22 protein-coding genes are annotated in these 19,522 nt (G+C 64.6%); 14 read left to right on the forward strand and 8 right to left on the reverse strand.

The features are described 5' to 3' along the window. Positions 1-11 precede the first annotated feature (11 nt). Both msrA and GR158_RS22800 read left to right on the forward strand, forming a co-directional pair. The gene (msrA, locus tag GR158_RS22795) at positions 12-662 is read left to right on the forward strand and encodes a peptide-methionine (S)-S-oxide reductase MsrA (RefSeq protein WP_160872713.1); all 651 of its coding nucleotides are present in this window, start codon (positions 12-14) and stop codon (positions 660-662) included. Between the two features lie 226 nt (positions 663-888). Beyond that, positions 889-1,881 carry a BMP family protein gene (locus tag GR158_RS22800; RefSeq protein WP_134650448.1) on the forward strand — a complete coding sequence of 331 codons (993 nt, stop codon included), beginning with the start codon at positions 889-891 and terminating at the stop codon, positions 1,879-1,881. Positions 1,882-1,972: 91 nt separating this feature from the next. Here the strand turns inward: GR158_RS22800 and GR158_RS22805 are convergent, their stop codons facing one another. Beyond that, entirely contained in the window at positions 1,973-2,197 is a 225-nt protein-coding gene (locus GR158_RS22805; RefSeq protein ID WP_134650449.1) for a SlyX family protein, read from the reverse strand. A 158-nt stretch (positions 2,198-2,355) separates the two neighbouring features. Here GR158_RS22805 and GR158_RS22810 point away from each other — a divergent pair, with 158 nt between their 5' ends. The 6 genes from GR158_RS22810 to deoA are packed head-to-tail and all read left to right on the forward strand — an operon-like array spanning position 2,356 to position 8,500. Then, positions 2,356-3,891 carry an ABC transporter ATP-binding protein gene (locus GR158_RS22810; protein ID WP_160872714.1) on the forward strand — a complete coding sequence of 512 codons (1,536 nt, stop codon included), beginning with the start codon at positions 2,356-2,358 and terminating at the stop codon, positions 3,889-3,891. Next, positions 3,888-5,021 (forward strand): ABC transporter permease, encoded by a 1,134-nt coding sequence (locus GR158_RS22815; RefSeq protein ID WP_134650451.1) that lies wholly within the window; start codon positions 3,888-3,890, stop codon positions 5,019-5,021. Before GR158_RS22810 ends, GR158_RS22815 begins: the two co-directional genes overlap by 4 nt. A gap of 1 nt (position 5,022) precedes the next feature. Continuing rightward, on the forward strand, positions 5,023-5,994 hold the full coding sequence (locus tag GR158_RS22820; protein ID WP_160872715.1) for an ABC transporter permease: 972 nt from the start codon (positions 5,023-5,025) through the stop codon (positions 5,992-5,994). A gap of 1 nt (position 5,995) precedes the next feature. Further along, the gene (locus GR158_RS22825) at positions 5,996-6,388 is read left to right on the forward strand and encodes a cytidine deaminase (protein ID WP_160872716.1); all 393 of its coding nucleotides are present in this window, start codon (positions 5,996-5,998) and stop codon (positions 6,386-6,388) included. Beyond that, on the forward strand, positions 6,385-7,185 hold the full coding sequence (locus GR158_RS22830) for a purine-nucleoside phosphorylase (protein ID WP_160872717.1): 801 nt from the start codon (positions 6,385-6,387) through the stop codon (positions 7,183-7,185). The genes GR158_RS22825 and GR158_RS22830 overlap by 4 nt, the downstream gene beginning before the upstream one ends. Position 7,186: 1 nt before the next feature. Beyond that, positions 7,187-8,500, forward strand: coding sequence for a thymidine phosphorylase (deoA, locus tag GR158_RS22835; protein WP_160872718.1), 1,314 nt, complete (start codon positions 7,187-7,189; stop codon positions 8,498-8,500). Here the strand turns inward: deoA and GR158_RS22840 are convergent. From GR158_RS22840 to GR158_RS22870, 7 genes are all read right to left on the reverse strand, one after another. Then, the gene (locus GR158_RS22840; RefSeq protein ID WP_160872719.1) at positions 8,490-9,029 is read right to left on the reverse strand and encodes a TIGR02281 family clan AA aspartic protease; all 540 of its coding nucleotides are present in this window, start codon (positions 9,027-9,029) and stop codon (positions 8,490-8,492) included. The two genes, deoA and GR158_RS22840, sit on opposite strands and share 11 nt — an antisense overlap. A gap of 124 nt (positions 9,030-9,153) precedes the next feature. After that, entirely contained in the window at positions 9,154-9,783 is a 630-nt protein-coding gene (upp, locus tag GR158_RS22845) for a uracil phosphoribosyltransferase (RefSeq protein WP_134650457.1), read from the reverse strand. Between the two features lie 103 nt (positions 9,784-9,886). After that, on the reverse strand, positions 9,887-10,843 hold the full coding sequence (locus GR158_RS22850; protein ID WP_202402407.1) for an adenosine deaminase: 957 nt from the start codon (positions 10,841-10,843) through the stop codon (positions 9,887-9,889). Between the two features lie 8 nt (positions 10,844-10,851). Beyond that, positions 10,852-12,081, reverse strand: a complete 1,230-nt coding sequence (locus GR158_RS22855) for a phosphopentomutase (protein ID WP_134650459.1) — start codon at positions 12,079-12,081, stop codon at positions 10,852-10,854. Between the two features lie 86 nt (positions 12,082-12,167). Then, positions 12,168-12,773, reverse strand: coding sequence for a TadE/TadG family type IV pilus assembly protein (locus GR158_RS22860; RefSeq protein WP_160872721.1), 606 nt, complete (start codon positions 12,771-12,773; stop codon positions 12,168-12,170). After that, on the reverse strand, positions 12,773-13,360 hold the full coding sequence (locus GR158_RS22865; protein WP_134650461.1) for a TadE/TadG family type IV pilus assembly protein: 588 nt from the start codon (positions 13,358-13,360) through the stop codon (positions 12,773-12,775). Before GR158_RS22865 ends, GR158_RS22860 begins: the two co-directional genes overlap by 1 nt. 122 nt (positions 13,361-13,482) lie before the next feature. Further along, the gene (locus GR158_RS22870) at positions 13,483-13,899 is read right to left on the reverse strand and encodes a pilus assembly protein N-terminal domain-containing protein (RefSeq protein WP_246665761.1); all 417 of its coding nucleotides are present in this window, start codon (positions 13,897-13,899) and stop codon (positions 13,483-13,485) included. A 320-nt stretch (positions 13,900-14,219) separates the two neighbouring features. Here GR158_RS22870 and GR158_RS22875 point away from each other — a divergent pair, with 320 nt between their 5' ends. From GR158_RS22875 to GR158_RS22900, 6 genes are all read left to right on the forward strand, one after another. Next, entirely contained in the window at positions 14,220-14,396 is a 177-nt protein-coding gene (locus GR158_RS22875; protein WP_160872722.1) for a Flp family type IVb pilin, read from the forward strand. A gap of 108 nt (positions 14,397-14,504) precedes the next feature. Then, a complete protein-coding gene (locus GR158_RS22880; protein ID WP_160872723.1) occupies positions 14,505-15,011 on the forward strand; it encodes a prepilin peptidase in 507 nt (168 codons plus the stop codon). Positions 15,012-15,128: 117 nt separating this feature from the next. Further along, positions 15,129-15,938, forward strand: coding sequence for a Flp pilus assembly protein CpaB (gene cpaB, locus GR158_RS22885; protein WP_134650464.1), 810 nt, complete (start codon positions 15,129-15,131; stop codon positions 15,936-15,938). Between the two features lie 18 nt (positions 15,939-15,956). Next, the gene (locus tag GR158_RS22890; RefSeq protein ID WP_134650465.1) at positions 15,957-17,432 is read left to right on the forward strand and encodes a type II and III secretion system protein family protein; all 1,476 of its coding nucleotides are present in this window, start codon (positions 15,957-15,959) and stop codon (positions 17,430-17,432) included. Positions 17,433-17,467: 35 nt separating this feature from the next. Next, entirely contained in the window at positions 17,468-18,172 is a 705-nt protein-coding gene (locus GR158_RS22895) for a CpaD family pilus assembly lipoprotein (RefSeq protein WP_246665762.1), read from the forward strand. 31 nt (positions 18,173-18,203) lie between these two features. Beyond that, on the forward strand, positions 18,204-19,487 hold the full coding sequence (locus GR158_RS22900) for a CpaE family protein (RefSeq protein ID WP_160872724.1): 1,284 nt from the start codon (positions 18,204-18,206) through the stop codon (positions 19,485-19,487). Positions 19,488-19,522 lie beyond the last annotated feature (35 nt).

Here is a 19,522-nt window from a genome sequence, read left to right on the forward strand (position 1 = left end):
AGGAGGCCACCATGTTCAATATCGACATGTTCAGCAAGAAGACCGTCATGCCCGCGCCGGAGGCAGCCCTGCCCGGCCGCGAGAACGCCATTCCCACAGCCGCCACCCATTTCGTCAACGGACGGCCGCTCAAGGGGCCCTATCCCGCGGGGTACAAGACCGTGCTGCTCGGCATGGGCTGCTTCTGGGGCGCGGAGCGCCTGCTCTGGCAGATCCCCGGCGTGTGGGTGACCGCCGTCGGCTATGCCGGCGGTTTCACGCCCAACCCGACCTATCGCGAAACCACGACGGGCCTGACCGGGCATACGGAAGTGGTGCTCGTCGTCTACGACCCCGCCGAAGTCTCGCTCCAGACCCTCCTGAAGGCGTTCTTCGAGGCGCATGACCCCACCCAGGGCATGCGCCAGGGCAACGATGTCGGCACGACCTACCGCTCGGCGATCTATCTCGACGACGAGGCGGACCTCGCCATCGCGCGCCAGGCCCGCGACGCCTACCAGACGGCGCTCGACGCCGCCGGGCGGCGCGACCGCATCACGACCGAGATCGCCAAGGCGGGCCCGCTCTACTTCGCAGAGGAGGAGCACCAGCAGTATCTCGCCAAGAATCCGGGCGGTTACTGCGGCCTGCGCGGCACCGGGGTGGCCTGCGCCATCGGTTGAGAGCCGCCAGACCTGACCTCTCCACACGCCGCCGCCAACGGGTCGAAACGACTGTTGGCGGCGGACGATATTTTACCAGTTGAAAAATTTCTGGTGAATTTTTCCAAACGCCGTGCAAGGATGCCGCCAGCCTGACCCAAGGGAAAGGGTCGGTGACTTCGGTGCGCGCTGCGTGAGGCGCAGCCCGGAAGATCCCTATAAGATCAATAGCGAACAGGGCTGCACAATGAAAAAAACCCTTCTCACCCTTCTTGCCACCGCTGCCATGTCGGCGAGCGCGCTTGCCGCAGACATCAAGCCCGCGATCATCTACGATCTCGGCGGCAAGTTCGACAAATCCTTCAACGAAGCGGCCTATAACGGCGCGGAAAAGTTCAAGACCGAGACCGGCATCGAATACCGCGAATTCGAAATCGCCAACGACGCCCAGCGCGAGCAGGCGCTTCGCCGCTTCGCCGGCGACGGCAACAATCCGATCGTGATGGCCGGTTTCTCCTGGGCCGCGCAGCTTGAGAAGGTCGCAGCCGAGTATCCCGACACGAAGTTCGCCATCATCGACATGGTCGTCGACAAGCCGAACGTGCGCTCGGTCGTCTTCAAGGAAGAGGAAGGCTCGTGGCTCGCCGGCATCATGGCGGGCATGGCCTCCAAGTCGAAGACCGTCTCCTTCGTCGGCGGCATGGACATTCCGCTGATCCACAAGTTCGCCTGCGGCTATATCGGCGGCGCCAAGTCGCTGGGCGCCGACTACAACGTGCTCGAAGCCTATACCGGCACGACGCCGGACGCCTGGAACGATCCGGTCAAGGGCGGTGAAATCGCCAAGTCGCAGTTCGACCAGGGCTCCGACGTGGTCTACCACGCCGCCGGCGGCACGGGCGTGGGCGTCCTGCAGGCTGCGGCCGACGCGGGCAAGCTCGGCATCGGCGTGGATTCCAACCAGAACGGCCTGCATCCGGGCAAGGTGCTGACCTCGATGGTCAAGCGCGTGGACGTCGCCGTCTACGACGCCTTCATGTCGGCCAAGGACGACAAGTTCCAGCCCGGCATCAACGTGCTCGGCCTGAAGGAGAACGGCGTCGACGTGGCCCTGGACGACAACAACGCCTCGCTCGTCACCCCGGAAATGAAGGCCGCCATCGACAAGGCGCGCGCCGACATCATCGCCGGCACGGTGAAGGTCCACGACTACATGTCGGACGAGACCTGCCCCTACTAAGGTATCGGACGGCCCGTTTGCGCCAAGCAGACGGGCCGATTCCGTTTCCGGGCATGACCCTTTTTCCGCAAACCGCGTCGGCGCTGCCCGCTCAGTAATGCGGCGGGCGGGTGATGGCCGGGGCCTCGCGCGACCCTTCCTCCAGCATGAGAAAGCGCTCCGTCAGGCGGTCGAGCTTCGTCCGGATCTGCTCGACCACACGCCATTGCTCGGCGAGCTGGTCGGAGAGTTCCTCGATCGTATGGGCCTGGTGGGCGACATGCTCTTCCAGGCGGGCGATGCGTGCATCGGCGGTGTCGTCGGAAAGATCGGTCATGGCTGTCCTCTCGGCTTCATGCGGCCGGCACGAGCTATAGCGGGCAGGCCACCGCGCCGCAATCGCACTGGACAAGCGCTGCGGAAGCAACAAGACTGCGACACGGCAGGCCGAACAACGGCCCGCCGGCCTGAAATCCCCGTCAGAGTGGATCGTCAATGAGCGAACTGGCAATCGAACTGAAGGGCATCGACAAGAGCTTCGGCCTCGTCCATGCCAACCGGAACATCAACCTGAAGGTCCGCAAAGGCACCATTCACGGGATCATCGGTGAAAACGGCGCCGGCAAATCCACCCTCATGTCGATCCTCTACGGCTTCTACCAGGCCGACCGCGGCGACATCGTCATCGACGGCAAGACGATCAAGATCCGTGACCCCAATGCGGCGATCGCCGCCGGCATCGGCATGGTGCACCAGCATTTCATGCTGGTGGAGAACTTCACGGTGCTGGAAAACATCATGCTCGGCGCCGAGGAAAGCCAGATCCTCAATGCCGGCATCACCAAGGCGCGCGCCGAGCTGAAGCGGCTGGAAAAGGAATATGCGCTGGAGGTCGATCCCGACGCGGTGATCGAGGAACTGCCGGTCGGCATCCAGCAGCGCGTGGAGATCCTGAAGGCGCTCTACCGCAAGGCCGATATCCTCATCCTGGACGAACCGACCGGCGTGCTGACGCCGGCCGAGGCCGATCATCTGTTCCGTATCCTCGGCCAGCTGAAGGACGAGGGAAAGACCGTCCTGCTCATCACCCACAAGCTGCGCGAGATCATGGCGATCACCGACGAGGTGTCCGTCATGCGCCGCGGCGAGATGGTGGCGACGCGCACGACGAAGGAGACCTCCGTCGAGGAACTGGCCGAGCTGATGGTTGGCCGCCGGGTTCTGCTGCGCGTCGAGAAGGGCGAGGCCAAGCCCGCCGACGTTAAGCTTTCGGTGAAGAACCTGACGGTGCGCGACAGCCGCGGCGTGACGATGGTGGACGACGTGTCCTTCGACATCCGCGCGGGCGAGATCGTCGGCATCGCGGGTGTGGCCGGCAACGGCCAGTCCGAACTGCTGGAGGCGATTTCCGGCATCCGCCGCGCGACGTCGGGCACGGTCCTGCTGAACGGCAGGGAAATCGACGTGACGGGCAATGCCGACCCGGCGGACCTGCGCCGGCGCGGCCTGGCCCATGTGCCGGAGGACCGGCACCATGTCGGGCTCGTGCTGAAATTCGAGGAAAGCGAGAACGCCATTCTCGGCTATCACGACGATGCGAAATACCGCAGGGGCATGCTGCTCGATGTCGACGCCATCCGCGCCGATGCCGAGGCGAAGATCGCCGCCTACGACATCCGCCCGCCGAACCCGCGGCTGAAGACCGCCAACTTCTCGGGGGGCAACCAGCAGAAGATCGTGCTGGCGCGCGAGATGGAGCGCAATCCCGATGTGCTGATCATCGGCCAGCCGACGCGCGGCGTGGATGTCGGCGCCATCGAATTCATTCACAAGCGCATCATCGAGATGCGCGACCAGGGCAAGGCCGTGCTGCTCGTCTCCGTCGAACTGGACGAGATCCGCGCGCTGTCGGACCGTATCCTCGTGATGTTTGCCGGCCGGGTGGTGGGCGAGCGCGCGCCCGATGCGACCGAGGGTGAACTCGGCCTGCTGATGGCCGGTGTGGAAGGCCGCAAGGAGGCCGCGGAATGAGTGTTCCCTATGCGAAGCTGCCCGGTTGGGCCGAATATGGCCTGATCCCGCTGGTAAACCTCGCCGTCGCCTTCCTGATTTCCGGCCTCGTCGTGCTCATCGTCGGCGAAAGCCCGCTGGAGGCTGCCTATCACATGGTGAACGGCGCCTTCGGCCGCGGCGAATATATCGGTTTCACGCTCTACTATACGACGACCTTCATCTTCACCGGCCTTGCCGTCGCGGTCGCCTTCCACTGCGGGCTGTTCAATATTGGCGGGGAAGGCCAGGCCTATATCGGCGGCATCGGCGTGGTGCTGGCGTGCCTTGCCTTCGACCGCACGCTGCCCTGGTATCTCGTCTTCCCGATCGCCATCGTCGGCGCGGCCTTCTTCGGGGCGCTCTGGGCGATGATCCCGGGCTGGCTGCAGGCCAAGCGCGGCAGCCATATCGTCATCACCACGATCATGTTCAACTTCATCGCCGCGAGCCTGATGAACTACCTGCTCAACCGGGTGTTCAAGCCGATGGGCTCGATGTCGCTGGAGACCCGCACCTTCGATGCCGGCGGGCAGCTGCCGAAGCTCGACTGGCTGATGTCGATCTTCGGGCTTTCGGTCGGCTCCGCGCCGTTCAACATCTCCTTCCTGCTTGCCCTTCTCGCCGCCTTCGGCGTGTGGGTGCTGATCTGGCGCACGCGGCTCGGCTACGAGATGCGCACGATGGGCCACAGCCCCGCCGCGGCCCGCTATGCCGGCATCAAGGAGGCGAAGATCATCGTCATCGCCATGATGATCTCGGGCGGCCTTGCCGGCATGATGGCGCTGAACCCGATCATGGGCGAGCAGTTCCGCATGCAGCTGGATTTCGTGCAGGGCGCGGGCTTCGTCGGCATCGCGGTGGCACTGATGGGCCGCTCGCATCCGGCCGGCATCATTCCCGCAGCCCTGCTGTTCGGCATGCTCTATCAGGGCGGGGCGGAAATCTCCTTCGAGATGCCCTCGATCTCGCGCGACATGATCGTCATCATCCAGGGCCTGGTGATCCTGTTTGCCGGCGCGCTGGAGCACATGTTCCGCCCGGCCATCACCCGCGTCATCCTCGGCCTGTCGCCGAAGACGCGCGACGCCGCCGTGACGAAGGGAGCCTGATATGGATGTCTTTCAGGTCTTCATCGAACTGGCGCAATCGACCGTGCGCCTCTCCACGCCGCTGATCCTGGCGGCGCTCGCCGGCCTCTTCACCGAGCGTGCCGGCATCTTCGACATCGGGCTCGAGGGCAAGATGCTGGGTGCGGCCTTTGCCGCCGGCTGCGTCGCCTATATCAGCCAGTCGGTCTATATGGGCCTGCTCGCCGCCGTGCTCGTCTCGGTTCTGCTCTCGCTGGTGCACGGCTATGCCTCCATCACCCAGCGCGGCAGCCAGATCGTCTCGGGCGTCGCCATCAACTTCGTCGTGGCCGGATCCACCGTCATCCTGGGCGAGGCATGGTTCCGGCAGGGCGGGCGCACGCCTGCGCTTTCGGCGGACGGCCGCTTCGGCACGGTCACCCTGCCGTTTGCGGATGCCGTGCGCGACGTGCCGATTCTCGGGCCACTTTATTCCGGCCTGCTCTCCGGCCATTCGCCGCTCACCTATCTCGCCTTCCTGATGGTGCCGACCAGCTGGTGGATCCTCTATCGCACGCGCTTCGGCCTTCGGCTGCGCGCCGTCGGCGAGAACCCCGGCGCGGTCGATACCGCCGGTATCTCGGTGATCTGGCTGCGCTACCGCGGCGTCATCTGCTGCGGCATCCTGTGCGGCATCGCAGGCGCCTATCTGTCGCTTGCCGCGGGCGCCGGCTTCACCAAGGGCATGACGGCCGGCAAGGGCTATATCGCGCTGGCCGCGCTGATCTTCGCCAAGTGGCGGCCGAAGAACATCCTCTTCGCCTGCCTGCTCTTCGGCTTCCTCGATGCCTTCGCCATCCGCTACCAGGGCTATGCCTTCCCGCTGATCGGCAAGGTGCCGGTACAGCTGATGCAGGCGCTGCCCTATATCCTCACCGTGATCCTGCTTGCAGGCTTCATCGGCAAGGCCATTCCGCCGAAGGCCGGCGGCGTGCCCTATGTGAAGGAGCGCTAGAATGTCCCATGAGCTGTTCGAGGCGGCACGCGCGGCGATGGCCTTCGCGCATGCCCCCTATTCCAAGTTCCCCGTCGGCGCGGCGATCCGCGCCGAGGACGGACGGATCTATGCCGGCGCCAATATCGAGAACCTGTCCTTCCCGCAGGGCTGGTGCGCCGAACCGACCGCCATCAGCCAGATGATCATGGGCGGCGCAAAGAAGATCGTGGAGATGGCGGTGATCGCCGAAAAGCTGCCGCTCTGCCCGCCCTGCGGCGGCTGCCGTCAGAAGATCGCGGAATTCGCCAGCGCGACGACGCCGATCTATCTGTGCGACGAGACGGGCGTGAAGAAGACCATGACCATGGAAGAACTCCTGCCGCACGGCTTCAGCACGGATGTCATCGGATGAGCGGCGCGACGACAGACCTTCTGCTTGCCCGCCTCGGCGGCGTCGCACCGCGCACCGGCATCGTTCTCGGCTCGGGCCTCGGCTCGCTGGTGGATGCCGTGGAAAACGCCATCCGCATTCCCTATGCGGACCTGCCGAGCTTCCCGGTCAGTTCCGTATCCGGCCATGCCGGCGAGATGGTCATCGGTTCTCTCGGCGCCGTGCCCGTCATCATGCTGTCCGGCCGCGTGCACTATTACGAGCGCGGCGATGCCAATGCCATGCGTGCGCCGATCGAGGTGCTGAAAGGGCTCGGCGTCACCGAGCTCATCCTCACCAACTCGGCCGGATCGCTGCGCGAGGACATGCCGCCGGGCTCCGTGATGCGGATTTCCGACCACATCAACTTCTCCGGCACCAACCCGCTTGTCGGCCTCGACGGCGACGACCGCTTCGTCGGCATGACCAATGCCTATGACGCCGGCCTCGCCGCCCGCATGGAGGCGGCCGCACGGACGCTCGATATCCCGCTCTCGAGCGGCGTCTATATGTGGTTCTCCGGCCCGAGCTTCGAGACGCCGGCCGAAATCCGCATGGCGCGGGTGCTGGGCGCGGATGCGGTGGGCATGTCGACCGTGCCGGAGGTGCTGATCGCGCGCCATCTCGGCCTGAAGGTCGCCGCCGCCTCCGTCATCACCAATTTCGGGGCCGGCATGACGGGCAACGAGCTCAGCCACCACGAGACCAAGGACATGGCCCCCGTCGGCGGCAAGCGGCTTGCCGCCATCCTCGCCGAAATGATCGCCGGCGGCGGCTGAGATGCTGCCGCAGGAGACGATCCGCCGCAAGCGCAACGGCGATGCGCTCTCCCGGGAGGAGATCGCCGCCTTCATCGCCGGCGTGACGGATGGCAGCGTCTCCGAGGGGCAGGTCGCCGCGCTCGCCATGGCGGTCTGGTTCAACGGCATGACGCGCGACGAGACGGTCGCGCTGACGCTTGCCATGCGCGATTCGGGCGATGTGCTCGACTGGCCCGGCATCGGCCGGCCGATCGCCGACAAGCATTCGACGGGCGGCGTCGGCGACAATGTCTCGCTGATGCTGGCGCCGATTGCCGCCGCCTGCGGGCTTGCCGTGCCGATGATCTCGGGGCGCGGGCTCGGCCATACCGGCGGCACGCTCGACAAGCTGGAATCGATCCCCGGCTATACGATCATGCCCTCGGCGGAACATTTTCGCCGCACGGTGAGGGATATCGGCTGCGCGATCATCGGCCAGACCGGCGACCTCGCGCCTGCCGACAAGCGCGTCTATGCCATCCGCGACGTGACGGCGACGGTGGATTCCATACCGCTCATCACCGCCTCCATCCTGTCCAAGAAACTGGCGGCAGGGCTCCAGTCCCTCGTGCTCGACGTGAAGGTCGGCAACGGCGCCTTCATGACGGATACCGCCGAGGCGGAAACCCTGGCGCGCGCGCTGGTCGAGGTCGCGAACGGCGCGGGCGTGCGCACCACCGCACTCATCACCGACATGAACCAGCCGCTGGCGGACGCCGCCGGCAACGCGCTTGAAATCGCCAACTGCATCGCCTTCCTGAAGGGGGAGAAGGCCGGCACGCGGCTCGAGCGCATCGTGCTGGCCTTCGCGGCGGAGATGCTGGTTTCAGCGGGTCTGGAAACGGATGTCGAAGCCGCAACCGCGAAGGCGGCCGGTGCGCTGGCGAGCGGTGCGGCGGCCGAGACCTTCGCCCGCATGGTGCACGCGCTCGGCGGACCCGCCGATCTCCTGGACAGGGCGGACCGGTATCTCGCAACGGCGCCCGTCATCCGGCCGGTGACGGCGCCGCAGGCCGGGTATCTCGCCGCCTGCGACACGCGCGGCATCGGCCTTGCCGTCATCGAGCTTGGCGGCGGGCGCAGCCGGCCGGATGACGCCATCGATCACCGCGTGGGCTTCGACGGCCTGCTGCCGCTTGGCACGAAAGTGGAAAAGGGCGACACGATCGCTCGCGTTCACGCGGCAACCGACGCAGATGCCGACCGTGCCGCCGAACGGCTGACGGCGCTCTGCCGGATCAACCCGGAGGCGCCGGCCCCGGCAGCCGAGATCCTGTCCCGCATCAGCGGGTAAGGTGCAGCTTGCCGCCTTCGACCTTGTAGGACGAAAGGCCCTTGAGGAAGCTCATGCCGATCAGCGTGCCGGATAGTGCCTTGTCGTCGAGCACCATGGCGCCGACATTGTCCATGCGCACCGGGCCGATCTCGATCTTGTCGAGACGGATATAGGCGGCGCGCGCCTTGCCGTTAGCGGTATCCACGGCATAGCGGAAATCGAGATCCGCCCTGTCGATGCCGATGCGCTGGGCAGTCGAGACATTGATGGCCACCATGCTGGCGCCCGTATCGATCATGCCCTGTTCCTTGCGGCCATTGATGGCGAAGAGACCGGTGAAATGACCGCCGGCGTCCGCATCGATCGTGGCGCTGCGGTTGCCGGTGTAACGCGCGGCATCCTGCCCCGGCTGCACGGACGCTGTCTCCACCCTGGCTTCGGCGGTCGGGCTCTGTTTTTCGCCGACATAACGGCTGGCAAGGTCTGGCACGAAGGCCGCGGCGGCAAGAACGCCGCCGACGAGAAGGACGAGGCTTCGAACGAACATGGCCGGTCTCCGGAACAATCTGTCCCGAACTAGCACAGCACCGGCTAACGGACGGCAAAAAGGGGCGCCGGATGGCGCCCCTCTCCACGATCTTCGCTCGACTTGGTAAAGCGGCGGTTAACGGCTACTTCGTGCCATACATGCGGTCGCCGGCATCGCCGAGGCCGGGCACGATGTAGCCCTTCTCGTTGAGCTGACGGTCGATGGACGCCGTATAGACCGGCACGTCGGGGTGATGCGCCCGGAAGCTCCTGATGCCCTCGGGCGCCGCCAGCAGGCAGAGGAAGCGGATATTCGTCGCGCCGCGGCTCTTCAGCGTATCGATGGCGGCAATCGCCGAATTGCCGGTCGCCAGCATCGGATCGACGACGATGACGAGGCGTTCGTCGATGCTGTCGGGCGCCTTGAAGAAATATTCGACCGCCTCCAGCGTCTCGTGATCGCGGTAAACGCCAATATGGGAGACGCGGGCCGAGGGCACCAGCTCCAGCATGCCTTCCAGCAGGCCGTTGCCGGCGCGCAGGATGGAAGCGAAGACGAGCTTCTTGCCTTCCAGCACCGGCGCATCGATTTCCTCGAGCGGCGTCTTGATGCGGGCGGTCGTCAGCTCCAGGTCGCGCGTGACTTCATAGCAGAGCAGCGTGGAGATTTCGCGCAGCAGGCGGCGGAAACTGCCCGTCGACGTCTCCTCCTTGCGCATGATGGTCAGCTTGTGCTGCACGAGCGGGTGATCGATGACTGTGACGCCGTCCATGGCCAACCTTCCGAAAATATCTGAACGCTTCTTTTTCCACGGAACGGCGCGGGGCCGCAAGTGAAGAGAGCGGGAGGCCGGCACCATCCCCAGCCGGCTTGCCTCAAAGCGCCGCCAGAAGCCTCTGCCGCGTCGGCTCGTCGACAAAGGCCGCCTCGATGGCCGTCCGCGTCATGCCGCGGATGTCGGCGTCGCTGAAGCCCATGGCGGTGGCGGCAAGTGCGTATTCGCGCGCCAGCGACGTATGGAAGAAGGGCGGATCATCCGCGTTGAGCGTGACCCGCACGCCGGCCGCGTGCAGGGCACGCAGCGGATGGCTCTCCAAATCCGGGAAAACGCCGAGCGCCACATTGGAGCCCGGGCAGACTTCCAGCACCACGCCCTCGTCGGCCAGCCGGCGCACGAGATCGGCATCCTCGATGGCGCGCACGCCGTGGCTGATGCGCGACGGGCACACATGATCGAGCGCATCGCGCACACTGAAGGCACCGGAGAGTTCGCCGGCATGGATCGTGATGCCGAGGCCCGCATCACGGGCGATATCGAAGGCGCGCACAAAATTCGCCACGCGGTGCATGCGCTCCTCGCCGGCGAGGTTGAAGCCCGTTATCAGCGGATGGGGCCGGCGCGCGGCATATTCCGCGGCCTTCACCACGCGCTCCGGCCCGAAATGCCGGATGCCGACGATGATGAACCGCGTCTCGATGCCGGTTTTCGCTTTCGCCCGCTCGGCGCCCTCGGCAAGCCCGGCGATATAGGCGTCCGCGCCGATTCCCACCGCATCGCCCTGGTCGGGCGAGACGATCAGTTCACTATAGACGGCGCCGGCCTGCGCGATCTCGGTCAGGTAGGTTTCGGCGAGCAGCGCATAATCCTGCTCCGTGCGGAAGAGGTTGGCGGTCGCGTCGTAGCTTTGCACGAAGCTCGTGAAATCCTGCCAGGCATAGGCGCCGTCGCGGATGAAGGCGGACGTATCGATGCCGTAGCGCGCGGCCTGCGACAGCGCGAGCGCCGGCGGCGTGGCGCCTTCGATATGACAGTGCAGTTCCGCCTTGGGCATGGATGTCGTCACAGGAAACTCCGTCCATGCTTGCCGGGCGCGATGCCGAGATGGCGGGCAACGCTTTCGCCGATATCGGCGAAGGTGGACCGGGTCTCGATCAGCCGGGAACGGATGCCGGGCCCGAAGCTCAGGATCGGCACGCGCTCGCGCGTATGGTCGGTGCCGCGCCAGGTGGGGTCGCAGCCGTGATCGGCCGTCAGGATGACGAGATCGCCCGGCTTCAGCTTGCGATCCACCTCCGGCAGGCGGCGATCGAAGGCCTCCAGCGCCGCCGCATAGCCGGCGACGTCACGGCGATGGCCGTAGAGCATGTCGAAATCGACGAAATTGGTGAAGACGAGATCGCCGTCCTTCGCTTCGTCCATCACGCGCAGCGTCGCGTCGAGCAGCGCCATGTTGCCATCGGCCTTGGTCAGCGTGCCGATGCCCTTGTGGGCGAAGATATCGCCGATCTTGCCGACGGCGTGCACCGTGCGGCCGGCCTCCGTCAGCCGGTCGAGCAGGGTCAGTTCCGGCGGCGGGACGGAATAATCGCGACGGTTTCCGGTGCGCCGGAACGTCTCCGGGCTTTCGCCGACGAAGGGGCGTGCAATGACCCGCCCGATGCGCCCGCCCGGCCGCTCGTCGAGGATCGCCCGCACGGTTTCGCAGAAGGCGAGCAGGCGCTCCAGCCCGAAGGTCCGCTCGTGCGCGGCAACCTGGAAGACGGAATCCGTCGAGGTGTAGCAGATGGGCTTGCCGGTGCGCATGTGCTCGAGCCCGTCGCGGGCGATGATATCTGTGCCCGACGCGTGGCAATTGCCGAGGATGCCGGGCACCTTGCCCGCCACGCGGATGGCCGCGACCAGGTCCGGTTCGAACGCCTCGCCTTCGGCGGGAAAATAGCCCCAGTCGAAGGTGACGGGCGTGCCGGCGATTTCCCAATGGCCCGACGGCGTGTCCTTGCCGTTCGAGACCTCGCTGGCGGCGCCGTGATAACCGAAGACGCGTTGCGGCACCTCCATGCCGATCGGAAAACGACCCGTCGCCGCGCGCGCGGCATGCAGCAGACCAAGCGCCGACATGTTGGGAAGTTTCAGCGGACCCTGCCGCAGCCCCTGCCGGTCGGCGGCGCCGGCGGCGCAGAATTCCGCGATATGGCCGAGTGTATCGGCACCGAGATCACCGAACGCGGCCGCATCCGGGCCACCGCCGATGCCGAAGGAATCGAGAACAAAGAGAAAGGCTCTTGCCATGGTCACCCGCTATCCGTCCGCATTCGGGTGACATGACACGGCGATGACAGCAGGTTCAAGCGAAATCGCGCCTTAAACGGATGTCGTCAGCAATCGGAGCAGGTGATGACCGTCTCGCCCGTACGCTTGCGGAAGTAGCTCGTCTTGCCGAGCGTGATGTTGTTGATATGCGAGCTCAATCCGGGCGCCATCAGCAGGATCTTGTGTGGCACGGTATATTCCGTGCGCACGATGAAGGCATCCTTTACCGCCACATCCGGCGGCAAGGTGACCGTGCTGCCCTTGGTATAGGGCGTTCCGCCATTCTGATCGCGCGACCACGCCACCTTGGCGCTGCCGGCGGCATCGATGGCGACACCCGTGATCTTCAGGGTATAACCATCCTGCTTGAACGGCGTGATGACGTTGCTCGTGACATCCTTCATGCTGTCGAGCACCGCCTTCGTCGTGCTCTCGTTGCGGGTCAAGAGATCCGACACGGTGCTGGAGGCACGGCTGATCTTGCGCGACATGGAGACGGCGACGGAAATCTCGAAGGCACCGATATAGGTGATGATCAGCATCGGCGTGACGATCGCGAATTCGATGGCACCGACGCCCCGGCGATCGTCGATGAAGCGGCGCAAACGCAAAAGGAAGCCTTTCGCTGGCCGGACATCGTCCTTGCGGGCTCGTGACACATACCCGGCCATTACGGATAATCCTCGTTCTGGACGACAGCCGTCGCGATCATGAGATAGTTCTGCGAGCCGTTCGCCGACTTGACGTTCGAGAGCAGCGGACGCACGAGATCGGTGATGACGTCCCACCGGTAATAGGCGCGGACGATGTTGATCGACTTCTTGCCGCCCGGTGCGAACTTGAAAGATTTCGTATCGAGGTCGGAATCGACAAGAGGAACGGCCTGCGGGATATCCGTGAATTTATCGAAGCTGCGGACATCGATCAGCAGCTTGTCGGGCGTATCGATTTCCTTGGCCGAGCAGGGCATGAGGATGCTGATTTCTTCGCAGAACTCCTTCCGGAAGTCCCTTACGGAATAGTCGGATTTGATCTGGCCGGTGCGGATCTTGCGCGCCATGTTTTCGGTCGCATTGGCAAGAAGCTGTTCGCCGGTGAATGCCACGAAGGTTTCGAGCGACGCGAAGATCATAACGAAGAACGGAATGGCGAGAATGGCGAACTCGATTGCCGTCGCGCCGTCACGGCGACGATAGAAGCGCTTCAACAGCCCCTTCATAGGCTGTCGGCGGCTGGACACATCCTGATCGAGCGACATCGCGATCCGTTCCCAAATCCCAGATCATGTCAGGATAGAAGGCCGACCGTTTATTTTTCGTGTGTGCGGCGGCGAAGACTTGAACGGTTTCCCGCTTTCGCACGCCGGCGCGACGACGATCATCAATTGCCGGAGGCCTTGTCGCGGGAGGCATGCTCCTCGCAGTTCGGCGTGCAGGAGAGGACCGAGCGCTCCGTCTGGCGGAAGACCCGCACCGTGTTGCCCTCATCGATGGACACGAGGATGCGTTCGTCGACAATGGCGTTGCCGTCGGCATCCAGCAGAACGAGATTGGTGGTGCCGAAGCTGCGGCCCGTGATGACGATCGTCTTGGCGTCGGCCACGGTGGCATCGGCCACTTGGGCATTGCCGATGATGACCTTGCTAACGGGCCGGTCGAGCCTCAGCACGCGGGCGTGATCCATATAGACGCGCATCAACTGCTCCTGGGCCATGGCGGAGGCGCCGGCCGAAAGCAGGAGAGAAGAGGCCGTCACGAGCTTTGCAGCGTGAACGGCGAAGGTGCGGTGGCGTCCCATAAACAGTCATCCCGAAGACAAGTCAGGGATAGCATCGCCGGGAATGGTAAATGAAGGTTTAAGTATCGTGCGTGTTGAACCTACTCAACTTCCGCGCTTTTTCGCTTTTACGTACTTTACCAGGCCATTAGGCGCCAAAAACTCTGTCAGAATCTGCATAAACCATTTTTTGACCATAATTCCGACAGGGCAGAAGCAAGGAAATATTAACGCACTTCCTTAAGCCGATGGAAATGGCAGGCCTGTAGGTTGCAGTCATCCGAACAACGGAAACAGTTGGCGGACGTGCTGAACCAACATCGTGGAGCTAGGAGAATACCATGACCAAGATTTTCGCTCGCCTTATGAAGGACGAATCGGGTGCAACCGCCATCGAATACGGCCTGATCGCCGCCCTGATTTCCGTTGCGCTGATCACCGGCGCCACCGCACTCGGCGGCTCGCTGAACAACCAGTTCCAGAACCTGTCTAGCTATCTGGACGTAGAGGCAAAGTAATCAATCAAGCGGCACCGGTTTGATAATAATACGGAGACCGCCTCGTTCATGGGGCGGTTTCTTTTTTAACGATAGATCGTTAATTTATCGATCTGTGGAGGAAGCGCCGTGGCCCAAGCGATCATCTTCGTGGTTTTCCCGCTTTGCCTTGCGGTTGCGGCCTGTTCCGATTTCCTGACGATGCTCATTCCCAACCGGGTGTCGGCCATTCTTCTCGCGTCGTTTTTCATCGTGGCCCCGCTTGCCGGGCTGGGCCTGACCGAGATCGCGACGCATCTGGCGGCCGGCGCGATCGTCTTTTCCGTATGCTTTGCGCTCTTCGCCTTCAACGTGATGGGCGGCGGTGACGCGAAGCTTCTGACCGCGAGCGCGGTGTGGTTCGGCCTGACCTTCTCGCTGTTCGAGTTCCTGGTCTATGTCTCGTTCCTCGGCGGCGTGCTGACGCTGGTGATCCTGTCCCTGCGGGCGCACACCAATTCCATCCTCGCCAGCGGCCTGCCCGTGCCCGATTCGCTCGTCACGGCCAAGAAGGTGCCCTACGGCATCGCCATCGGCATTGCGGCCTTCATGGCCTATCCGTCCTCGCCGCTCATGCTCGCCGCGCTCGGCAACTAAAGGTCGCAACGCCGTCAACCGGTCGTTAACCATAAGCGTAAGGCGACTATTAACCATAATTATACCTTTCCCGGGCAATGTCGGCGGATAGAAGAGTCCGCAGCTCAGGGAAACCACATGAAACCGGCGCGAATCATCATTCTGGCAGTGGCCGTCGTGTCGGCCGGCGTCGCAGGTTTTCTTGCGCTGCAGGTCGCGCGCAAGGGTGGTGTGTCGGTTGTCGAGACCCAGACGGTCCTGGAGCGCGAGCCGACCGTCAAGGTTCTGGTCGCGACCGAAAGCCTGCCCGTCGGCACGCGCCTCAATGCGAACTCCGTCGCCTGGGCCGACTGGCCGAAAGGCTCCGTCGTCGACGGCTTCATCACCGAGCAGGGCCGGCCGGACGCGATCCAGGCGCTCGAGGGCGCCATCGCCCGCATGCCGATCTTCAACGGCGAGCCTGTTCGCCAGGAAAAGATCGTCGATTCCTCCAGTCGCATCATGTCGTCGCTGCTGCCCGCGGGCAAACGCGCGGTCGCAACCGAGATCACGGTGGCAACCGGCGCCGGCGGCTTCATCCTGCCGAACGACCGCGTCGACGTCATCATGGTGCGCAAGAGCAGCACCGGCGCCTTCCTGACGGAGAACGTGCTGTCCAACGTGCGCGTGCTGGCCATCGACCAGCAGATCCAGGAAAACCCGGACGGCTCCAAGACCGTGCTGGGCACCACCGCCACACTCGAACTCACGCCGGACCAGGCGAAGGTGATGAGCGTCGCCCAGCAGATGGCCGAACGGCTGTCGCTTGCGCTGCGCAGCGTCGCCGATGCCCAGGAGCCCGATACGGGCGCGGCCGACTATCTGCTCAGCGGCGCCGATGGCGTGCCGCAGGTGCAGGTGATCAAGACCGGCAAGATCGTCGACGGCAATGCGTCCGAAGCGCAGTAAATGATCAGGAGCTGACCCGTGTTCGCACTCTCAAAGACTTTTCGGGCTTCTGTTGCCGGCGGACTGACGTTCTGCCTGGCCTTTTCGGGCCTGCCTGCCGCCATCGTCACGGGCAAGGTCATCGCCACGGCCGAGGCGGCCAGCGCGTCGATCATCCGCATCCAGAATGCCGGCCCGGGCGCGCGCAAGACGATCAGCCTCGGCCTCAACAAGGCGGTCGTCATCGACCTGCCCTCCGACGCGCATGACATTCTCGTGGCCGACCCGGTGAAGGCGGATGCGGTGACGCGCACGTCGCGCCGCATCTATCTCTTCGGCAAGGAAGTCGGCCAGACCAACATCTTCGTCTTCGGCCCCGGCGGCGAGGAAATCGTCAGTATCGACCTCAATGTCGAGCGCGACGTCTCCAGCCTCCAGGCGAACCTGCGGCGCTTCATCCCGGATTCCGACATCCAGGTCGAGATCATCTCCGACAACATCGTTCTGAGCGGCAGCGTGCGCACGCCGCAGGATGCCACGCAGGCCGTCAACCTTGCGCAGATCTTCCTCAAGGGCGGCGAGGCGACGACCCGCACGATCGTTTCCCAGGGCAACAACGGCGACGCGGCGATCTTCGGCGAAGGCCGCCAGGCGTCGCAGGTCGTCAACATGCTCCAGGTCCAGGGCGAGGACCAGGTGACGCTGAAAGTCACCGTGGCGGAAATCCGCCGCGAGGTTCTCAAGCAGCTCGGCTTCGACAACACGTTCAGCCGGATCGCCGGCGCGTCCGGCTCCAATCTCGACGTTCTCTCCTTCAATACGGCGGCGAGCGGCTTGAGCGGAACGGTCGCCGGCAATGTCGGAAAGCTCGGCATCGAGTCCGTCGTGAACGCGCTGGAGCAGGCCAAGGCGATCCGCACGCTGGCCGAGCCGACGCTGACGGCCATTTCCGGACAGGCCGCAACGTTCAATTCGGGTGGCGAGCGCCTTTATGCAGTCTCCGACGGCAATGGCGGATATACGACGACGACCTATCAGTATGGTATTTCGCTCGGTTTCACGCCGACGGTCCTGTCTTCGGGACGCATCAGCCTGCGCATCCAGACCAAGGTTTCCGAACCGGTTGCCGGCGCGAGCGGCGCCGAATACCGCCGCCGCGATGCCGAAACCGTCGTCGAATTGCCCTCGGGCGGTTCCATCGCGCTCGCCGGCCTGATCCGCGACGACGTGCAGCAGAGCATGAACGGCACGCCCGTCGCCTCCAAGGTTCCGATCTTCGGCGCGCTGTTCCGTCAGAAATCCATCGAGCGCAACGAGACCGAGCTGGTGATCATCGCCACGCCCTATCTCGTCAAGCCGGTGAACCGCAACGCGCTGGCGCGGCCGGATGACAATTTCAACCCGGCCAATGACGCGGCGAGCGTCTTCCTCGGCCAGGTCAACCAGATCTACGGCAGGAAGAGCAACCTGCCCGCCCAGCGCTACGAAGGCAGCGTTGGCTTCATCTACAAGTGAACGGGTGCGACGTGAAAAAGGGACGGGCCCAGCCGATGGCAAACGAAATGCACTCCACGAACCGCACCGGGCGATTTAACGCCGGACGCGCCGTCACCCTGTTTGCGATGGCGGCGCTGGTCGCTGTCGCCTCCGGCTGCGCCAACCGGGATGCAACGACGACCGGCTCGCTGCCGGACGACTACCGCACGCGCCACCCGATCGTCGTCGGCGAGCAGGAAAAGGTCATCGATATCCCGATCGCGACCGGCGCCAGCCAGTTGACGCGCGGCCAGGCCGAGGTGATCGCCGGCTTCGCCGATGGCTACAAGTCCAGCACGTCGGGCACGTTCCGCATCATCGTGCCGCACGGCGCGCGCAATGACGCGGCCACCGCCGTGACAAGCCGGCACATCCGCAAGGTCGTCGCGCGGCAGGGCATTCCGGCAAGCAAGGTGATCATCGAGAGCTATGCCGCCGCCGACCCCGCCGAGGCCGCGCCGATCCGGCTGAGCTACTTCGCCATCACGGCTTCCACGCCGGCCTGCGGCCAGTGGCCGGAGGATTTGTTGATCAACACCTACGGAAACAAGAACTATCACAACTTCGGTTGCGCCCAGCAGAACAACCTCGCGGCCCAGATCGCCGATCCGAACGACCTGCTCGGCCCGCGCCGCATGACGCCTGCGGATGCGACCCAGCGCGGCAACGCGATGCAGCGCTATCGTGATTCCTACACCGAACTCAGAGATATGAACTGACGCCGCTTGCGTCTCCAAGCCAGGTAACGCCATGAGCACGGTCGATTACACTTTCAAGAACGATGCCGCGGACGAGGCGGACGACGCGATCCGTCCGGCGGAGCTGGAAACCATGCGCCCGCTGCCGCGCATCTCGGTCCACGCCTTCTGCGAGAGCGAGGCGATGCTGCGCACCATGGAACGCTGCGCCCAGGACCGGCGCCTGGCCAAGGTGAGCCTGAAGATATCGAGCGCCAGCATCGCGGCGGCGGCCAACATGTTCGCCTCCGCGCCGACGCCGAACCTGCTGATCCTGGAAACGTCCGCGCAGCCCGGCGATATCATGGAGGAGCTGGCGCCGCTCGCCGAGGTCTGCGATCCCAGCACCAAGGTCGTCATCGTCGGCCGCTACAACGATATCCCGCTTTACCGCGAGCTGATCCGCAACGGCATCTCCGAATACATGGTGGGGCCTGTCGGCATGACCGACGTGCTGGCCGCCATGTCGGCGATCTTCGTCGATCCCGATGCCGAGCCGCTCGGCCGCAGCCTCGCCTTCATCGGCGCCAAGGGCGGATGCGGCTCCTCGACGATCGCGCACAATTGCGCCTTCGACATTTCGAACCTCTTCCAGACCGAAGTCATCCTGGCGGATCTCGACCTGCCCTACGGCACCGCCAATATCGACTTCGACCAGGATCCGCCGCAGGGCATCTCCGAGGCGATCTATGCGCCCGACCGCCTCGACGAGGTCTTCCTGGATCGCCTGCTTGCCAAGTGCTCGCAGCACCTCTCCCTGCTGGCCGCGCCCTCCATGCTCGACCGCGGCTACGATCTGGAGCGCGGTTCGTTCCAGCCGATCCTCGAAGTGCTCCAGCGCAGCGCGCCGATCACCGTGCTCGACGTGCCGCATGCCTGGTCGGAATGGACGCGTACGCTGCTTTCGGAAGTGGACGAGCTGGTGATTACCGCCGTTCCCGATCTCGCCAACCTTCGCAACGCCAAGAACATGCTCGACGCGCTGAAGAAGCTGAGGCCCAACGACAAGCCCCCGCACCTGATCCTCAACCAGGTCGGTCTGCCGAAACGGCCGGAGATCTCGCCATCCGACTTCTGCGAGCCGCTCGGCGTGGAGCCCGTGGCCATCATCCCCTTCGATGCCCAGCTCTTCGGCGCGGCCTCCAACAGCGGACGCATGATTGCGGAAATGGATCGAAAGTCGCCGACGGCGGAAACCTTTTCGCAGATCGCCCACCTCGTGACCGGGCGCGCGACGATGAAGAAGCCCAAGAAGGCCGGGATCGGCAAGATGCTGGGTCTCCTCGGCCGCAAGTAAGCCCCGACGGGCGATGCAACAGACTGGATGAGTGG

The sequence above is a fragment of the Shinella sp. AETb1-6 genome (genome assembly GCF_009826875.1).
In the GTDB taxonomy this organism is placed as follows: Bacteria; Pseudomonadota; Alphaproteobacteria; order Rhizobiales; family Rhizobiaceae; genus Shinella; species Shinella sumterensis.